16 protein-coding genes are annotated in these 17247 nt (G+C 60.9%); 6 read left to right on the plus strand and 10 right to left on the minus strand.

All coding sequences use genetic code 11. From position 1 onward, the window contains the following. Positions 1-52: 52 nt before the first annotated feature. The 4 genes from FHX08_RS04045 (at position 53) to FHX08_RS04060 (ending at position 2757) form a co-directional block, all read left to right on the plus strand. Positions 53-841: a methyltransferase domain-containing protein gene (locus FHX08_RS04045; RefSeq protein WP_132654338.1), complete on the plus strand. Its 789-nt coding sequence runs from the start codon at positions 53-55 to the stop codon at positions 839-841. Positions 842-1046: 205 nt separating this feature from the next. Next, entirely contained in the window at positions 1047-1181 is a 135-nt protein-coding gene (locus FHX08_RS31330) for a hypothetical protein (protein WP_245508270.1), read from the plus strand. Between the two features lie 84 nt (positions 1182-1265). After that, positions 1266-1655, plus strand: coding sequence for a response regulator (locus tag FHX08_RS04055; RefSeq protein ID WP_165911896.1), 390 nt, complete (start codon positions 1266-1268; stop codon positions 1653-1655). A 220-nt stretch (positions 1656-1875) separates the two neighbouring features. Next, a complete protein-coding gene (locus tag FHX08_RS04060; RefSeq protein WP_245508271.1) occupies positions 1876-2757 on the plus strand; it encodes a hypothetical protein in 882 nt (293 codons plus the stop codon). Between the two features lie 24 nt (positions 2758-2781). On the opposite strand, the gene FHX08_RS04065 is transcribed toward FHX08_RS04060, so the two are convergent. Continuing rightward, positions 2782-4650, minus strand: coding sequence for an ABC transporter ATP-binding protein (locus tag FHX08_RS04065; protein ID WP_132654004.1), 1869 nt, complete (start codon positions 4648-4650; stop codon positions 2782-2784). Between the two features lie 179 nt (positions 4651-4829). Beyond that, positions 4830-5729: a LysR family transcriptional regulator gene (locus FHX08_RS04070; RefSeq protein ID WP_132654005.1), complete on the minus strand. Its 900-nt coding sequence runs from the start codon at positions 5727-5729 to the stop codon at positions 4830-4832. Between the two features lie 119 nt (positions 5730-5848). Here FHX08_RS04070 and FHX08_RS04075 point away from each other — a divergent pair, with 119 nt between their 5' ends. Further along, complete coding sequence (locus FHX08_RS04075) at positions 5849-7243, plus strand: MFS transporter (protein ID WP_184326876.1); 1395 nt, start codon at positions 5849-5851, stop codon at positions 7241-7243. A 105-nt stretch (positions 7244-7348) separates the two neighbouring features. Here FHX08_RS04075 and FHX08_RS04080 read toward each other — a convergent pair whose 3' ends face one another. Further along, complete coding sequence (locus tag FHX08_RS04080; protein WP_132654006.1) at positions 7349-7768, minus strand: GFA family protein; 420 nt, start codon at positions 7766-7768, stop codon at positions 7349-7351. A gap of 18 nt (positions 7769-7786) precedes the next feature. Here FHX08_RS04080 and FHX08_RS31260 point away from each other — a divergent pair, with 18 nt between their 5' ends. Beyond that, positions 7787-7969, plus strand: coding sequence for a hypothetical protein (locus tag FHX08_RS31260; RefSeq protein ID WP_165911897.1), 183 nt, complete (start codon positions 7787-7789; stop codon positions 7967-7969). Between the two features lie 182 nt (positions 7970-8151). On the opposite strand, the gene FHX08_RS04085 is transcribed toward FHX08_RS31260, so the two are convergent. The 7 genes from FHX08_RS04085 to FHX08_RS04115 all read right to left on the minus strand — a co-directional run bounded on the left by FHX08_RS04085 (position 8152) and on the right by FHX08_RS04115 (position 17187). After that, on the minus strand, positions 8152-8625 hold the full coding sequence (locus tag FHX08_RS04085; protein ID WP_132654007.1) for a VOC family protein: 474 nt from the start codon (positions 8623-8625) through the stop codon (positions 8152-8154). A gap of 188 nt (positions 8626-8813) precedes the next feature. Continuing rightward, positions 8814-9794, minus strand: coding sequence for an SDR family oxidoreductase (locus FHX08_RS04090; RefSeq protein ID WP_132654008.1), 981 nt, complete (start codon positions 9792-9794; stop codon positions 8814-8816). Between the two features lie 90 nt (positions 9795-9884). Next, entirely contained in the window at positions 9885-12002 is a 2118-nt protein-coding gene (locus tag FHX08_RS04095) for a hybrid sensor histidine kinase/response regulator (protein ID WP_132654009.1), read from the minus strand. Beyond that, positions 11971-13479: an ATPase domain-containing protein gene (locus FHX08_RS04100; RefSeq protein ID WP_132654010.1), complete on the minus strand. Its 1509-nt coding sequence runs from the start codon at positions 13477-13479 to the stop codon at positions 11971-11973. The genes FHX08_RS04095 and FHX08_RS04100 overlap by 32 nt, the downstream gene beginning before the upstream one ends. Before the next feature lie 106 nt (positions 13480-13585). Then, positions 13586-14749, minus strand: a complete 1164-nt coding sequence (locus tag FHX08_RS04105; RefSeq protein ID WP_132654011.1) for a M20 aminoacylase family protein — start codon at positions 14747-14749, stop codon at positions 13586-13588. A 3-nt stretch (positions 14750-14752) separates the two neighbouring features. Beyond that, positions 14753-15991 carry a Zn-dependent hydrolase gene (locus FHX08_RS04110; protein ID WP_132654012.1) on the minus strand — a complete coding sequence of 413 codons (1239 nt, stop codon included), beginning with the start codon at positions 15989-15991 and terminating at the stop codon, positions 14753-14755. Next, positions 15988-17187, minus strand: a complete 1200-nt coding sequence (locus FHX08_RS04115; protein WP_132654013.1) for a diaminopropionate ammonia-lyase — start codon at positions 17185-17187, stop codon at positions 15988-15990. The genes FHX08_RS04110 and FHX08_RS04115 overlap by 4 nt, the downstream gene beginning before the upstream one ends. Between the last annotated feature and the right edge of the window lie 60 nt (positions 17188-17247).

A 17247-nucleotide genomic window follows, 5' to 3' on the forward strand; every position in this document is an offset into this window, starting at 1 on the left:
GTTTTATGTTTTAGAGCTTTTCCAAAGTAAGTCTGGTGCCGGGGTGAAGATGATGAATACGATGAACACGAATTACTCCATTCGCGATGAAATCCGGGATTTCTGGTCGGAAAGGGCGGCGACGTTCGACGAGAGTGTCGGCCACGAAATATTTTCCGAAGCGGAACGAAAAGGCTGGCAGCGCCTGATCCGCAAGCATCTCGGCGAGGGACAGGGGCGTGCGGCGCTCGATCTTGCTTGTGGCACGGCGGTCATTTCCCATCTCATGAATGGAGCAGGCTTCAAGGTGACGGGGCTCGACTGGTCGGATGCGATGCTGGCGCAGGCGCGCGCCAAGGCGAAGAAGCGCGGCACCGATATCCGCTTCGTCTCAGGCGATGCGGAAAACACCATGGAGCCGAAAGAAAGCTACGACGTGATCACCAACCGGCACCTCGTCTGGACGCTGGTCGATCCGCCCTCGGCCTTCCGCGAATGGTTTTCCGTGCTGAAGCCCGGCGGCAAGGTGCTGATCGTCGACGGCAACATGGGCAAGGAGACCTGGGTGAAGGGATTGCAGAAGCTCTGGACGAAGCTGACGGGCAAGGCGCCAGCGAGCCACATGAAGCCGGAGATGATGGCCCGCCATCAGGCCATTCGCTCGCGCGTCTATTTCTCCGACCAGATGCCGGCCGAAGCGATCGTCGAGCTGCTGCGGCAGGCCGGCTTCGACAATATCGTCGTCGACCGCAAGCTCTCGGATATCCATTGGGCGCAGGCGCGCAAGATGCCTTTCCTGCGCGGACTGGAGCGGATGGTGCAGGATCGTTTTGCGATCTGTGCGACGAAGCCTCTGGCTTAGGTTTTCCGCTGAAGGCGCGGAACTGCGTTACCCGCGCCCGCGGTCATCGAAGTGCCTGATGCCCCTTGAGGCTTGCGAGCAATCCGGCTATTTCGCGGGAATCGGCAGGCTTTGATGCCAGCGGCACCTTTGAGAGACGCGACCGACACGCAGCGCGTCTTGGGGCTGCGCAACGGGCGAGGAAGTCTACTCGATCGCCATTTTCATGGGCGAGCACATGGAGAGACTGTCACGGCTACCGAGAGTAAAGATATTTGCAACCGATAGCAGTCCGACTGTCAAGAAACCGCAGGCGGATGGAATGTCCTTGATGCCCGGGGAAATTGGTTCGGCTCGGTGAACAGGTTGAAACTAATTTCGCTACCGCCGGTTTGACCGTCAATCTCTCTTTCCCGGTCAACTAGCAACTAGGTGGAATGAGCCGTTGAAATCCAGCTTTCCCCACAGTTCCCTCTTTGCCGGAAAGCGCGTGCTCGTCGTCGAGGATGAGTTTCTGCTCGCAGAGGAAGCCCGCGCGGAGCTTACGAAGCTCGGCGCGATCGTGATCGGTCCGACACCACGCGTCGACCATGCGCTCTCCCTGATCGAAGATGAGCAGATCGACGCTGCCATCCTCGATGTTTTCTTGTCAGACACGCTGGTATTTCCCGTGGCAGAGCGCCTCCAAGAGCTCGACATACCCTTCGTGTTCGCCACCGCTTACGATCCCTCCGTCATCCCGGGGCGGTTCGGCGGCTATATTCTCTGCGAAAAACCGATCGAGCTGGAGAATATCGCTCAGGGCCTTTTCGGCCCGCCGGCATCGGATGCGTGATCGCCGAATTGCCGCGGCATGATGCAGGACCGCTTCGCGATCTGCGCGACAGAGCCTCCGGCTTAGGGTTTTGCGGAGGCTTTCGCCCCGTTGCAATTCTATTTTAAGAGACATAGTGCAGATCGCTCAGGCCGTAGCTTGCTTAATTCAACCTTGCCTGGAGAGATCCGTGACCTCCATATCAACCGCAATGCGTTTCGCCCCGGATGCAGCGAAGGTTTTGACCGTCGAAGCCATTGTGGAAAATCGCCTTTATGCGTTCGCCTTAAGGGATGCCGCGCTGAAGCTCATTGCCATGCACGACGCCGCGCCTCGTATCGTCCGCTATACCGCAGATATGAAACGATGGCTGCTGACGCAGTCGATTGTGGCTTTTCATTTTCAGCGCGTTACATCGCCGTCTCATCCGGGCCTTACGGCCGCCAAGCTGAACGCCCTCATCGCCGAGAGCGAAGTTGCCTCAAAGAACACGGCGTTCGCGCATCTCGCAGAGATGCGCAATTACGGTCTCCTGGTTGATACTCATGAAAGCGGAGACAGGCGCGTTCGCCAGCTCAGAATTTCCGACACCGCCGAAGCCTTGATCCGCGAATGGTTCGACGAACATCTGAAATCACTCGACATGCTCGATCGGGGCACGCGATTCTCACGATCATCGGCCGATCGGCGCCTGCTCTGGTATGCGCAGCCAAGAATGTCGGAGAGCCTCTTTCACGATCCAGACTGGGCCAGCCCGCCGCAAACGGTGGATGCTTTCGTTCGAACTGCTTCCGGCAGCAACATCCTGCACGATCTGATGTCTCGAGTTTCGCCGGAGCAAGAGCTGGAAACGCGCATGTCTGTTGGCCCTTTGCGCATCGGAGAATTCTTCAAGCGATACGCCATCTCCCGAACCCACGCGCGGCGCCTTTTCGATCGCGCTCAGCTGCTTGAGGCTTGTGGATGGGACCTCGCCGGTGAGCGCAGTGGTTTCTGGATTGGGGCAGGGCTGATCCGTGACTATCGACATTGGCAGGCGGTCAAGTTTGCCGCCATCGACGAAGCGTTCGAATGGGCCTGTCGTCAAGTATCCGAGCCGGCCGGTCGGCAACGAGAGGCTTGATCCCCCGGCGTCCGCTGCCATGTGCTAACCCGGCGGATCCTCTTCAATCTCCTCCGGGATAAACCCACCCGTCTGCCGCCGCCACAGGCGCGCGAACAGGCCGTCGCCTTCGATCAGGTCTTCCGGCCGGCCTTCCTCGATGATGCGGCCGTGGTCGAGCACGACGATGCGGTCCATGCTGGAAATTGTGGAGAGCCGGTGGGCGATGGCGATGACGGTTTTTCCTTCCATCACCAGGTTCAGCCGTTCCTGGATGGCGGCTTCGGATTCGCTGTCGAGCGCCGATGTAGCCTCGTCGAGCACGAGGATCGGCGCGTTCTTGAGGAGTACGCGGGCGATCGCCACGCGCTGGCGCTGGCCGCCCGACAGCTTGATGCCGCGGTCGCCGACATAGGCCTCGTAGCCCTTGCGGCCTTCGCTATCGGCGAGATCGGCGATGAAGAGATCGGCGCTCGCCATCTTCGCCACGCTCTCAATCTCCTCCTGTGTCGCCTCCGGCCGGCCGTAGCGGATGTTGTCGCCGACCGAGCGGTGCAGGAGCGCCACATCCTGGGCGATGACGCCGATGGCGCGGCGCAGGCTCGACTGGGTCACAGTGCGGATATCCTGGCCGTCGATGAGGATGGCACCGTCCTTGATGTCGTAGAAGCGCAGAAGCAGATTGGCGAGTGTCGTCTTGCCCGCACCGGAGAGGCCGACGAGCCCAACTTTTTCGCCGGGCCGGATCGTCAGCGACAGATTGTCGATGACGGACTTGCCGGACTTGTAGGCGAAGCTGACGTGCTCGAAGCAGATTTCCCCCGATGGCACGGCAAGCTCTCTCGCATCCGGCCGGTCGATAATGGTCGGCGGCGTCGTCATGACCGGCATGGCGTCCTTGATGGTGCCGATCGCCTGGAAGATTTGCTGGCCCATCTGCAGGAAAGTGAAGGTGTGGCCGGACAAGCGGTTCAGAACGTAGACCGCACCGGTGAACTCGCCGATCGTGACGAACCCGTCGACAAGCCCCGTAAAGCCGATCGACAGGATTGCCAGCCAGTGCATCATATTGAGGACGACAACGGTCAGTTCCGCCGTGCGATAGATGCGCTGTTCGCTTTGCTGTGCCTTGATCGCTTTGCCGATGATGCCGCGGATGGCGCCGGCTTCGCTGTCTTCGGCGGCAAATTGCTTCACCATCTGCATATTGGCGTAGAGATCGGTGATCGCGCCGGAAATCAGGCTGCGTCGTTTGGCGGAGCGGCGCGAGCGCTCGGTGAAGACCGGAGCCAGCCTGACGGCAAGCAGGATATTGAGCGTGATCCAAACGATGGACGGCAGGGCCAGCGGCCAAGATAGCGCGCTCAGAAGGATGACGGAGCCGACCATCTGCATCACGAAGCGCGGAATGGACTGGAACGCTGAAATGACCTGCTGCTGGACGGCTGTAGCCACCTGCTGCAGGCGCGAGGCAACCTGTCCGGCATAGAGATCGTGGAAGAAGGCGAGATCCTGGCGCTCTACGGCCCTGTGGCCCTGCCACTGAATGGCTGCGGGCATGCCGATGCCGAGCGTGTGCGAAGTCAGCGTGTTGACCAGGAAGGAGGTTATTGGAATGCCGGGAAAGAGCAGCAGGCCGAGAAAAGTCAGCAGCGGCCATTCGTTGTGCAGGAAAGCAGGTGCGCCCTGCTGCGTTACGCCATCAACGATGACCGTCAGCCCCCAGACGATTGTCAGATTCATGGCCTCGATCGCCATAGTTGAAAGCGCGAGCGCAATCAGCACGCCACGGAACATCGAGATGAAGTGCAGGAGCACCGTCAAAGGCCCCTTCGACGGCAGCGGCCGGTAGGGAATATCGAGCGGCCGGATCAGCGTTTCGAAGGGACGGTAGATCGCATCTGAAATCGACATGATCGACTTGAGCCTCTCGGATCGGAAATCGGGAAGGTGGAGGACTCGGCTACGCGGACTGCATGGAATCACCTTCCGGCTGCAATCTCAATTAGAAATTTTGGAGATCTCCCTGCGCTCCGGTAACGCGATCTGGCCGCGATACGCCAGAGCGGCCATTCTTCGATCAGAACGTGCATTCAGTTCATTGTCTTGAACGTTTCAAAAATCAGCGCTCTCAGCCAGCGATGAACAGGATCTGCGTCCATTCGAGGATGCCACGCCTGTACGACGTTGAAACCAGGCACGGCGACCGGCAGGTCAAATGTCTCGATCTGGTTTGTCTCGACGGATTTGCGATAGGAATTCGGAATCGCGCCGATCAAATCGGAAGCCGCCGCAACCGCGATGACAGCTGGAAAGCTTGGCACGATCAATCTGACATCGCGGTAAACGCCGAGTTCGGCGAGCGCCCTATCAACCGGACCGGCGAAATCCGCTTGCGGTGAGAAGAGGACATGGCCCCATGCGGCATAGTTTTCGACCGTGATCTGATCGGCGTCGAAAATCGGATGTCCCACCCTCGCGAGACCGACATATCGATCTTCAAAAAGGGTCTGGCAACGCAGTTCCCCGCTGTTCGTCGGCAGGACGCCGATATCCAGATCCACGGCCGCGTCTCTCAAGGATTGAACATCCTTGTCGGATCTCGGCGCGAACCGAAGCCTTATCCCTGGCGCCGCGTTCGCGACGGCGGCGCTCAGGCGCGCGGCAAAGATAAGTACGAATGCCTCATTGGCACGGATCGTGAAATCACGCTGGACCTGGCCGATTTCTACTGATGACGGCGGACTGAGCACCGCCTTCACAGCCTCGTTCAACGAATGCACTTCCTGGGCAATCGCTAGGGCGTGCGGAGTGGCGACCATGCCGCGCCCGGCCGGCACAAGGATGGGATCGCCGAGTGCGATCCTCAAGCGCGACAGCGTCCGGCTCATGGCGGAGGTGCTAAGGCCAAGACGGCGCGCGGCGCCAGATACGCTTCTCTCGCGCAGCAGCGCATCCAGCGCCACCAGAAGGTTGAGATCGAGATCGGACATGACTTTCTTGTATCATGTGTGGCGTTACGCGCAATAGTCAGTTGATTCTGTTGCGTCTGGCGCGGTTATCAGGAAGAGTCTACCTATTCGGCCGTCCGACAATTATTGGGAGTTTCTCAATGTCCCTTGCTTCCACCGCACCGATCTCTGAGGACGGCCTGGCATCGCCTCGACGGTATCTGGCCATCGCACTCATACTTTCGACAATCGTTCTCGTCGTTCTGGACGGAGCGATCGCCAACGTCGCCTTGCCGTCGATCGCGCTCTCGCTGCATGCGGAAGCCGGCAGCACCGTATGGGTCGTCTCTGCCTATCAGCTGGCCGTGCTGGTCGCCCTTCTGCCGTGCGGCGCGCTCGGGGAAATCTATGGCGCGCGGCGGGTCTTTCTGATCGGCGTCGCGCTGTTCACCGCGGCTTCAGCTGCCTGCGCCTTCGCGGGCGACCTCTCCTTGCTGATCCTTGCCCGTTTCATGCAGGGCCTTGGCGCGGGTGCGATCATGGCGCTTGCGATGATGAACCTGCGCTCAGCCTTGCCGCAGCACATGCTCGGTCCGATCATCGGCGTCAATGCCATGGTCATCGCCATTTCTTCCGCTGCCGGCCCCGGCATTGCAGGCGCGATCCTTTCAGTCACGAGCTGGCCCTGGCTGTTTGCGGTCAATATACCGCTCGGCATCATTGTCTTGCTCAGCGGCGGCCTGCTGGGCAAGGTGCAGGGCACGAACCGGAAGCTGAACGCCAAGGCCTTGCTGGCCAACACGTTGATGTTCATCCTCTTCTTCTGCGGCACCGACCAGATAGCCAATGCGCCGGCAGTTGGCACGGTCCTCATCGCTGCATCGATCGTTTGCCTTTTCATCCTGCTGCGCCTGGAACGCAACAGCGCTGCCCCGATCATTCCGACGGATCTGCTGGCGGCACCGGCATTCCGCGTGGCGGTCATTGCCTCCATATCCTGCTTCTGCGGCCAGATGCTGAGCTACATCGCGCTGCCGTTTTATCTTCAACACAGGTTGCACATGACACCGGTTCTGGCCGGTCTCTACATGATGCCCTGGCCTGTTGCGACCGCGATCATCGCGCCGGTTTCGGGACGTCTGGCAAACCGCGTCAAGACAGCATGGCTTTGCGCCACAGGCGGCGCACTGTTAAGTGCCGGCCTGCTTGTGGCCGTTCTCGGCCCGGCCGATCCTAGAGGCATCGCGTTTGTAGCCGGCACTGTCATCGCCGGCCTGGGTTTCGGACTGTTCCAGACGCCGAACAACCGTATTCTGCTTCTGTCGGCACCGAAAGCCAGAAGCGGCGCGGCAGGCGCGGTGCAGGGCACGGCGCGACTTCTCGGCCAGGCTCTGGGCGGAATCTCGATGTCAATCATCTTCGCAACGCTGCCGCTCTCCGCCGCGCCCGAATTTGCAGTGGTCATCTCCGCCGGCTGCGCGGCGATTGCAAGTCTGGTCAGCCTGAGCCGTGCCCGTTACGAGCTGATGGGGGCTTCAGGAAATAGCTCTCGATAAGCGCCCTGTCCCGCGAAGGGGCGATTGCGGTGATATTGGGCCTGTACCGAACCGTGTGAGGTGCAGGCCAGTTCCGCTTTCAAGGCGGGTAAGGATGGCGAGGCTTCAATCTGCGTGCCTGATAACGCTGCCCTGCTGAAAATGCTCGCCGGCGTCTTCGATCCGCACCCAATGGTGCTTCGACCGCTCGAAGATCGATTTGGCGGGAACAGGCAGCAGGCTGGTATTATCCAGCGCTCCGAGCGCCACGCCGATCATCGTCGGAAGATTGTCCGTTTTCCAACAAACCGATGAGCCACAGTCCGGGCAGAAATAGGAATGCACCTTTCCGCCGCTCGCCGCATCGCGCGTGTATTGCCTGGCCGTTCCCGAGATGGTGACGGCTTCGGCTGGGTAGAAGGCGCCGGCGCCGAAGGGGGCGCCTGTTCGCCTCTGGCATTCGATGCAGTGACAGGCGATCACCGCTTTTGGTTCGTCCGGCAGCGTCAATCTGAGTGCACCGCAGCTGCATCGGGCATTGGCCATCGGGATACTCCTTTTGCGATGGGGGAAGATTTCGGGATTTTATGGAAGATGCCGGGCGCCCAACCGGATACGCACGCCTTGAAACGACGGCGGTTGCTATCAGCTGCGGCTATTCTTGAAGGTGCCGCGAAAGATCCAGCTGAACATGCCGTGAAAGGATATGCCGAAGCGATTACCTGCTGCTCAAATTATCAGGAGTAGAACCGGACGGCAAAATCTAAATTTCTCTCAGCGATTGACTTTAAAACGCGGAAATCGACGAAGTTTGAAGAATTGTCGGCTCTAGCGAAAAGCCGGCACCTGTGGAACAGGTCCGGCTGTTTTCGAAGGATCGGACCGATCGGCTGCCCGAGTGCCGCGATCTATTGCAAGGACCCGCTGCCTCAGCCGCGGCGGGCCGCTTCGATCGCTGCAACGTCGATCTTGCGCATGGTCATCATCGCGTCGAAGGCCCGCTTTGACGCAGGCCCACCGGCGGCAAGCGCTTCCATCAGGACACGCGGGGTGATCTGCCAGGAGACGCCCCATTTATCCTTACACCAGCCGCAGGCGCTTTCCTCGCCGCCATTATTGACGATGGCGTTCCAGTAGCGGTCGGTTTCCTCCTGAGTTTCCGTCGAGATCTGGAAGGAGAAGGCTTCATTGTGCTTGATCTCAGGTCCGCCATTCAGGCCGATGCAGGCAACGCCGCAGACCGTGAAATGGACAACCAGAACGTCTCCCTGCTGGCCGGCCGGATAGTCGCCGGGGGCTCGATGAATGGCGCCGACGCTGCTGTCCGGAAAGGTTTCGGCGTAAAAGCGGGCTGCTTCCTCGGCGTGCTTGTCATACCAGACGCAGATCGTGTTCTTTTGCATGGTGCGGTCCTTTGCCGTTTGTCTCGTCCCGCAGTGACATAAGGGGTGAACCGGTTTTCGCCAGCCCCGGCGCGCTATTTAAAGCCCAGCGGCCGCTATCCCCAGAACCACGACTTGTTGACCTCGGTCCTCGCCGCCGCGACAAACGTCTGACGAAGGGACTGCGCGAGGTCATGAAGTGCCTTCGGTTAGCCCAGCGCGCTTTGTTCGGCGCAGATGCGGTCGATCAGGGCATCGAACGCGCCCTTCGGCGGACGACCTTTGGCGAAACGCTGTTTGAGATGCATGATCGGCTCGGCGAGGATTTCGTCGAGGCTTTCGGCGCAGGTGAAGTCGCCGGCGACGCTCTTGACCTTGGAATTATCGAAAATCGCCGTCCAGGCCTTGTCACCGGTCAACGGGCCGATCCATTCCGGATTGTATTTGACCAGCGTATCCGTCGGCACATGCACGATCTTTGCCTCGACGCCGAGCAGGCGGGCGATCGCCTTCTGGATATCGTCCCAGATGTGGGCACGATCATTGGTGATGTGGAAAATGTCCTGCAGCGCCTTCTGCTTGCCGAACAGGCCGACGAAGGGCACGGCGAAATCCGCCGAGCGGGTCAATGTCCAGGGGGTGTGGCCGTCGCCGGCCACGATGGTTGGCTCGCCATCCAGCATACGCCGCGCCATGATATCGCTATCGCCCATCATGATCGGCAGGCCGGTGCGGACGGTGTGGCTGGGGCGCACGATCGTCCAGGCGAGATTATCGGCCTTCTTCAGCAATTCTTCGCAGGCAATCTTGGCCTGGCTATAGGGCCAGTAGGGGTTGATCGCCGGCGTTTCCTCGGTGATCACGTAATGGCGTGCCGGTTTTTCATAGACCGAGGCCGAGGATATGAAGATGTACTGGCCGCAATGGCCCGAGAAGATCTCGATGTCGCGGGCAATCTGGTCGGGCGTGAAGGCGATGAACTGGGCGACGACGTCGTAATTGGCTTTGGCGAGATCGGCATAGGCTGATGATCCAAGCTCGCCGACAATCGAGGTGACACCCGCGGGCAGCGGATCGCCTCTCAGGCCGCGGTTGAAGACGCTGACATCATGGCCCTCGGCGACGGCGCGCTCGACGCAGGGGTAGGAAATCTGGCCGGTGCCGCCAATGAAAAGGATTTTCAGAGCCATGTGGGAGACCTCGGTTCGGAAGTGGCGGAATTATCGATAATCTTCATAGCGCGAAAGAGATGGGGCGTCTCGCGGAAAATAACCGATAGGCTAAGACAACGGGTGTGGGTCTGCCGGCGGCCGGGCAGGACTCGATTTAGGCGCGACCATCAGTTTGCCGATTTCCAGAGCCAGCTGATCCTGGGTGTAGGGCTTTCCAAGCTTGGCGACGTCGAGGTCCAGCCCGGGCGGGAGTTCGGCATATCCTGAGGCAATGAGGATAGGCAAGCCGGGTGCGATCCTACGGGCGGCTTTGGCGAGGTCTCCACCGGTCATGCCGGGCATGGAGTAATCGGTGATCATCAGGTCGAAGTTCCCACCGTTGCCGAGGCACTCGAGCGCTTCTCTTGCCGAGTGAGCCTCGACCACTTCATGGCCGAGATCGGTGAGCATGTCGGCCGAGCTCATAGCGATGAGAACGTCGTCGTCGACGAGCAGAATGCGCTTCGGGCTTTGGACCTTGTCAGCGTCAGCCGGCAGCGGATGATCAGATTCGGTACGGGCTCGGGCCGATGTGGAGACGGGGATCCAGAGTTCGGCCGTCGTGCCCTTGCCCGGGGCGCTTTCCAGTTTGAGGTCACCCTTCAATTGCAGGGCGAGGCCATGGATCATGGAGAGCCCGAGGCCCGTTCCCTTGCCCAATTCCTTTGTCGAGAAGAAAGGCTCTATGGCCCTTTGCAGCGTTTCCTTGTCCATGCCATGCCCTTGGTCGGCCACGGTCAGGACGACGTAGCTGCCGGCGGCGAGTTCATCGGTCGGTGCAGTCTGCTTCTCCTGCCTCAGCGCAATGCGGATCGTGCCGCCATCAGGCATTGCATCGCGAGCGTTGACGGCAAGATTGAGCAGGGCCAACTCGACCTGGTTGGCGTCTGCCGACACCAGAGGAAGATCATCGGGAACCGTGGTTTCGATCATGATGGTCGAGCCGACGGAGCGCTTCAAGAGGTCCGTCATGCCGAGCACGAGCGCGCGCAGGTCGACCGGATCGATGTGCAGGTCCTGTCGCCGCGCAAAGGCGAGCAGCCTCTGAGTGAGAGAGGCACCGCGCTTGGCCCCCTGCAGAGCGCCATCGATGAGGCGGCAGGCCTTGGGGTCGTTTCCGACATACTTGCGCAGCAGTTCGAGATTGCCGAGCACGGCCATCAAGAGATTATTGAAGTCGTGCGCCACGCCACCGGTGAGCTGGCCGATCGCCTCCATCTTCTGGGCCTGGCGGAGCTGCTCTTCGGCACGTTCGCGCTGGCTGACTTCCGCCATGACCGCGGCGTGTGCCCGTTCCAGCTCGCGCGTGCGTTCGGCGACCTTTTCCTCGAGGATTTCATTGAGCTGGCGCTGGTGTTCCTCGGCTTGCAGCCGAGCGGTAATATCGGCTGAGACGCCAACCAGCTTGATGCCTTTTCCCGACCGGTCCCTGTGGAGCTGCGCCCGCATTTCGGCCCAATGAACAGAGCCGTCCCTCCAGACCGTCCGGTATTCGACGGAATAGTCCGCGCCGGTTTCGACAGTCGCGTCCATTGCAGCCTGCACACGTATCCGGTCATCAGAGTGAACAGACCGCTGCAGATCCTCATAGGTAAAGGGTTCTTCGGGGCGCCGGCCGAAAATGGTCCTGCAGGTTGCCGAGGTCGTCAGCATTCCCGTCGCAAGATCAAGTTCCCAGGCGCCGAGCCGCCCTGCTTCCAGGGCGGTCTGAAGCCGGCGCTCGCCTTCATCGAGGGCCTCGATATGCAACCGGGCCTCGTATTGACGCCGCCGTCCGCGCATGGCGGAACGAGCCACGCTGACAAACGTCGTCGCATGGAACGGCCGTTCGATGAAGCTGACATTGCCCAGGACTTCGGAAAGCCTGGCGGCTGCGGGATTGCGTTCCGGGCCACCGCCTCTGTTGGTCAGAACAATGAAAGGCAGGTCGGACCAGCTCGGCTGCTGCTCGATCCAGGCGGAGATAGCGCGCAGATCGGCCGATCGCAACGCCTCCTCGGTGACGACGGCAAACGCAACGTCGTCATTAAGGGCTTCGGCGAAAGAGGAGAGATCCGGCGCTGTTTTTGTCGGTATGCCCACTTCCCGCAGAAGCGACGCGGCGATCTGCGCATCGCGGCCGATCGGGGCATGGATCAGGCCGATGGCGTTTCTGTTAGGAATTGTCTCTATCCTCTTCTGACACATCAAGAAGCGGTCGTTTTTCATCGACGAATGTCGGAACGCCGCGAAGCACACCCTGGAATCCGGAAAGCGGCTCACCGAGCGTCAGCCCGGCATTTGTGATCCGGAACTCCCTAATGGTCTCCTCATGACCGCCGGTTCGTTTCTTGACCACGGAAATCGCTCGGCGCACTTTTCCTAGCGCCTCGAAATATCGCAGAAGGATGACGGTGTCGGCGAGATAGGTGACATCGATCGGTGCCTTCATGTCTCCGACGAGGCCATGCTGCGCGACGGTGAGAAAGGTATTTGTGCCCTGGCGATTCAGATATTGAAGAAGCTCGTGCATGTGCAGGATAAGAGCATTCTCCTCCGGCATCGATGCCTGATAACCATTGATGCTGTCGATGACGACGGTCTTGGCGTCGTAGCTTGCGACCCGATCCCTGACGCGCTGAGCAAATTCGCCGGGGGACAGCTCGGCCGCATCCAGCTGCTCGATGTGGATCAGCCCTTCATCGCTCATTTTCTCCAGATTAATGCCCAGCGATTTCGTCCGCGTAAACAACAGTCCAAGCTCTTCATCGAAGATGAAAATAGCCGCCTTTTCGCCACGCTTGACTGCAGCATAGGCAAATTGCAGGGCGAACAGGCTCTTGCCGGTGCCGGCTGGGCCGATCAGCAGCGTGCTGGAGCCACGCTCGATTCCGCCGCCCAGAAGATGGTCCAATTCCTCGATGCCACTTGAAAGTGTCGATCTGTCAAAGCCCTTCTTGTGCTCGATCGCCCGTAACCGCGGAAAGACAGACACGCCGCCGGTTTTGATGACGAAATCGTGGTAGCCGCCACGAAAGGATTGGCCACGATACTTGACGACCCGCAGTCGCCGACGCTCCGAGCCGTAATTCGGTGCAAGCTGTTCGAGGTGGATCACCCCATGAACGACGCTGTGGACGGTCTTGTCGAGAATATCCGAGGTCATGTCGTCGAGGAGCAGGACCGTAGCATCCGACCGGGCGAAGAAATGCTTCAGCGCAAGGATCTGCCGGCGATAACGCAGCGAGCTTTGGGCAAGCAGCCTGATTTCAGAGAGGCTGTCAATGACGACCCTCTGCGGTTTTGCCCGCTCGAAAGCTTCGAAGATCAGCTTGGTGGTTTCGCCCAACTCAAGATCGGAGGAATAAAGAAGGCTCTGCTGCTGATCTGCATCGAGCAGGCTTTCAGGGGGCACGAGCTCGAAGATTTCGATGCGGTCGCCGAGCTTCATTCCGTGCGAGGCGGCGCTATCGCGCAGCTCTTCCTCGGTTTCGGAAAGACTTATATAGAGACAGCGCTCATTCAGAGCTGCGCCTTCAAACAAAAATTGCAGGGCAATGGTGGTTTTTCCAGTGCCGGGCGAGCCTTCCACCAGGAATACATGCCGGCGTGTAAACCCTCCGAATAATACATCGTCCAAACCGGCTATACCGGTTTCGGCTTTCTTGCTCAGAACTTTATCCATACTGCCTCCATAGTCGTCCAAGAATTAGGGCAGGAGGTTTCGGGAGCAAGACTGCCGCCGACCTGGATTTAGCCGATGTCGAGCAATCTGAAGCGGGCCTGTCGTTTCAACTCGCAGTCACCAGCGGAAGCCGCCGGCGTACGATGCTGGCGTGGAACTTCGCTCCATGGAGCAACCCGTCATCGTTGAAATCGAAGGTTGGGTTATGCAGCGGCGCCGAATCCTTTCCGTTGCCGAGAAAGACGTAGCAGCCGGGCTTCAGAGCAAGGAAGCGGGCGAAATCCTCCGATGCTGTCATCGGCTGCTTGCGGATCTCGATGCTCTCGGGCGCGAAGATGTCGCGAGCAGCTGCGAAGGCTTCTTCGGTCAGGGCGGGATCGTTCAGAAGGGGCACGAATTCCCTGGTATAGGTGACCTCGCTTGAGAGATTGTAGGTGAGCGCGGTGCCCTCGGCGATGACGCGCATCTGCTTTTCGATCTCGGCGCTGACATCGGGGTGGAAGCTCCTGCAATCGCCAAGGATGCGGGCGAGGCCTGGCAGCGCATTGCGGGTCCCGTCGGTCAGGAGTTCTGTGACGGAGACGACGCCGATAGCGGTTGGATCGAGGCGGCGGGCGGCGATGGTCTGCAGGTTCATGACCAGTGCGCAGGCGGCGACCAGGACTTCGTTCGTCGCATGCGGGCGGGCGGCGTGGCCGCCGATGCCCTTGAGCACGATTTCGAAATTATCCTCCGCAGACATAAGCGCACCGGCGCGCGTTTGGAAATGGCCTGTCGGCAGGCCGGGCAGATTGTGAATGCCGTAGATCTCGTCGAAGGGAAAGCGTTCGAAAATGCCGTCTTCGATCATGGCGAGTGCGCCCTTGCCCCATTCCTCGGCGGGCTGGAAGACGAAGCGCACCGTGCCGTCGAAGCCGCCGTCTTCGGCGAGCATCCTGGCGGCACCGAGCAGCATGGCGGTGTGGCCGTCATGTCCGCAGGCATGCATGATGCCGGGGTTGCGCGAGGCGTAGGGCCGGTCGGCTTGTTCGGGAATGCGCAGCGCGTCCATATCGGCTCTGAGCGCAACCGAGCGATTGCCGCTGCCGCGCTTCAGCGTGCCGACGACACCGGTGCCGCCGACGCTTTCCGCGACATCGTCCAGGCCGAATTCGCGCAGCTTATCGGCGACGAAGGCGGCCGTCTGCCGTTCTTCGAAACCGAATTCCGGATGGGCGTGCAGGTGGCGGCGCCAGCCGCGCATCTCGCAGACCAGGCGATCGAGATCCATCGGCTATTCCTCCCGCGTCAGGCTGTTCGCCACATCGAGCAGGATGTTCGCGCCGGCGATCATATCATCATCGGCAGTGAATTCCCTGGGGTTGTGGCTGATGCCGGCCTGGCTCGGCACGAAGATCATCGCTGCCGGGGCGATGCGGGCGATCATCTGGGCATCGTGACCGGCGCCGGAGGTCATGCGCCGGCAGGGGAGCGCACGCGCCCTGGCGGCTCTCTCGATCTCCGTGACGATGCGCTCGTCGAACGTAACGGGTTCGAAGCGGGCCAGGCGCTCCACCGAGATTGTCACATCCTCTTCGACGGCGAGTGTTTCCAGGAAGCGGGCGAGGGCAGCCTCTTCCTGCTTGAGCCTGATCTCGTCGGGATCGCGCAGATCGACGGTGAAGATTGCCTTCGAGGGGATGACGTTGATGGCGTTCGGCTGGAATTCCATGCAGCCGACGGTCGCGACCGTCGGCGTGTTCGAGGCCTTGGCGCGCTCACGCAGGAAGGTGATGACGCGGGCAGCCGCGTGGCCGGCATCGCGGCGCATGGAGATCGGCGTCGTGCCGGCGTGATTGGCATCGCCTTCGATCGTCACTTTCTGCCAGGAAATGCCCTGCAGGTTTTCGACGGCGCCGAGGGGAATGCCCTCGCGCTCCAGCACCGGGCCTTGCTCGATATGCAGTTCGATATAGGCGTGCGGCGTCAGGAAACCGGGCTGTTTCTCGCCGGCATAGCCGATGCGCCCAAGCTCATCACCGAGCAGTGACCCGTCGGTTCCAATGGTCGCAAGCGCTACATCGATATCGAGCCCGCCGGCATAGACCAGCGAGCCCATCATGTCGGGTGCATAACGAACGCCTTCCTCATTGGTGAAGGCGGCAAGGACGATCGGGCGGGCGGGCGCGAAGCCAGCCTCCTTCAGCGTTTCCAGGACTTCGAGGCCGGAGAGCACGCCGTAACAGCCGTCATAGATGCCGGCATTGATGACGGTGTCGATATGCGAACCGAGCATCAGCGGCGCACGGCCTTCCGTGCCATCGGGCGTCCAGATGCCGAACATATTGCCGATCTGGTCTATCGCGAGTTCGAGGCCTGCCGCCCTGATCCAGGCGGCGAGCCGGTCGCGGCCCTCCCTATCCGTATCGGATGCGGCAAGGCGGGTGAGGCGGCCTTCGGCATCGCGGCCGATCGCGCCAAGTTCACGGAGCCGGCCGAGCAGCCGCGCGCTGTCTATCGAAAGATTGTTCACGCTGCACCTCGCGACAGGACGTCTTCGGGCGAGAGCCCGACAATATCGCGATATTTGCCGGGATCGGTGGCGCCCTCGGTGTTGACGACGAAGATGCGGGACGACGGATCGATGGAAAGGGCCGCCTTTATCTCGGGGTCGGCAACGGCCTTCAGGAGGCCGGCAAGACCGACGCCGCCGCTTTCGCCTGATATGACGGCGGGATCATTGCCGACCGGGTTGGCAAGGCGCTTCATGATGGCAATGGCATCCTCCTCGTCAACGGTCATGAAGGCATCAGCGGCGCGCGAGAGGATGCGCCAGGCGACCAGCGACGGCTCGTAGCATTCGAGCATCGCCATGACGGTCGGTTCGGCATGCGGCACGGTGACCGGATGGCCGGCGCGGGCCGTCTCGAACAGGCAGGCGGCGCGGGCGGGATCGACGACCGTGAAGATCGGACGCTGCGCCCCAAGCGCGATTGCCAGATGGCCGGCGACGGCAGCGGCAATGCCGCCGACGCCGGACTGGATGAAGACATGTGTCGGCGGGGCGGGCAACTGCCTCAACGCCTCGCGCACCAGCACCGTGTAACCCTGCATGACAAGGCCGGGGATGCGCTCGTAACCCGGCCAGGACGTATCGGAGACGATGGTCCAGCCGCGCTCTTTGGCGACGCGCGCGGCCTCCCGCACCGAGTCATCGTAGCTTCCGGCGACGCGGATTATCTCGGCGCCGAAGCGGGCGATGGCCGCGACGCGTTCGTCGCTGACGCCGGCATGCACGAAGATCGCCGCCCGCGCGCCGATGAGGCCGGCGCCTTGGGCGACCGAGCGACCGTGATTGCCATCGGTGGCGCAGGCAAAACACATGGTTTCGGCGATCTTCCTAATATCGGTCGCGTGCAGTTCGGCCATGTCGACTGGCCGCCCGAGCCTAACTTCGGCCTCTTCGAGGACAATGCGGATGACGGCATAGGCGCCACCCAGCGCCTTGAAACTGCCGAGACCGAGGCGCTTTCCCTCATCCTTCACATGGATGGCGGCCACGCCGGATGCGGCGGCAAGGCCGGGCAGGGAGATCAGCGGGGTTTCGGCATGGTTTTCGCGGTAGCGCAGGTGGTGCTCCACGCCTTCGGCTGCGGCCAGCCCAAGCGTTTCCGCATCGCCCGGCGTGAGCGGCTGCCTGTAATCTGCATTGCTGTTGAGGATGAACATTTGCGCCTCGTTTGCTGTCTGGCGGAAAGATATTGCAGCGTGCACGAAAAAAGGCGCTGA

Source organism: Rhizobium sp. BK529, from assembly GCF_014194105.1.
In the GTDB taxonomy this organism is placed as follows: domain Bacteria; phylum Pseudomonadota; class Alphaproteobacteria; order Rhizobiales; family Rhizobiaceae; genus Rhizobium.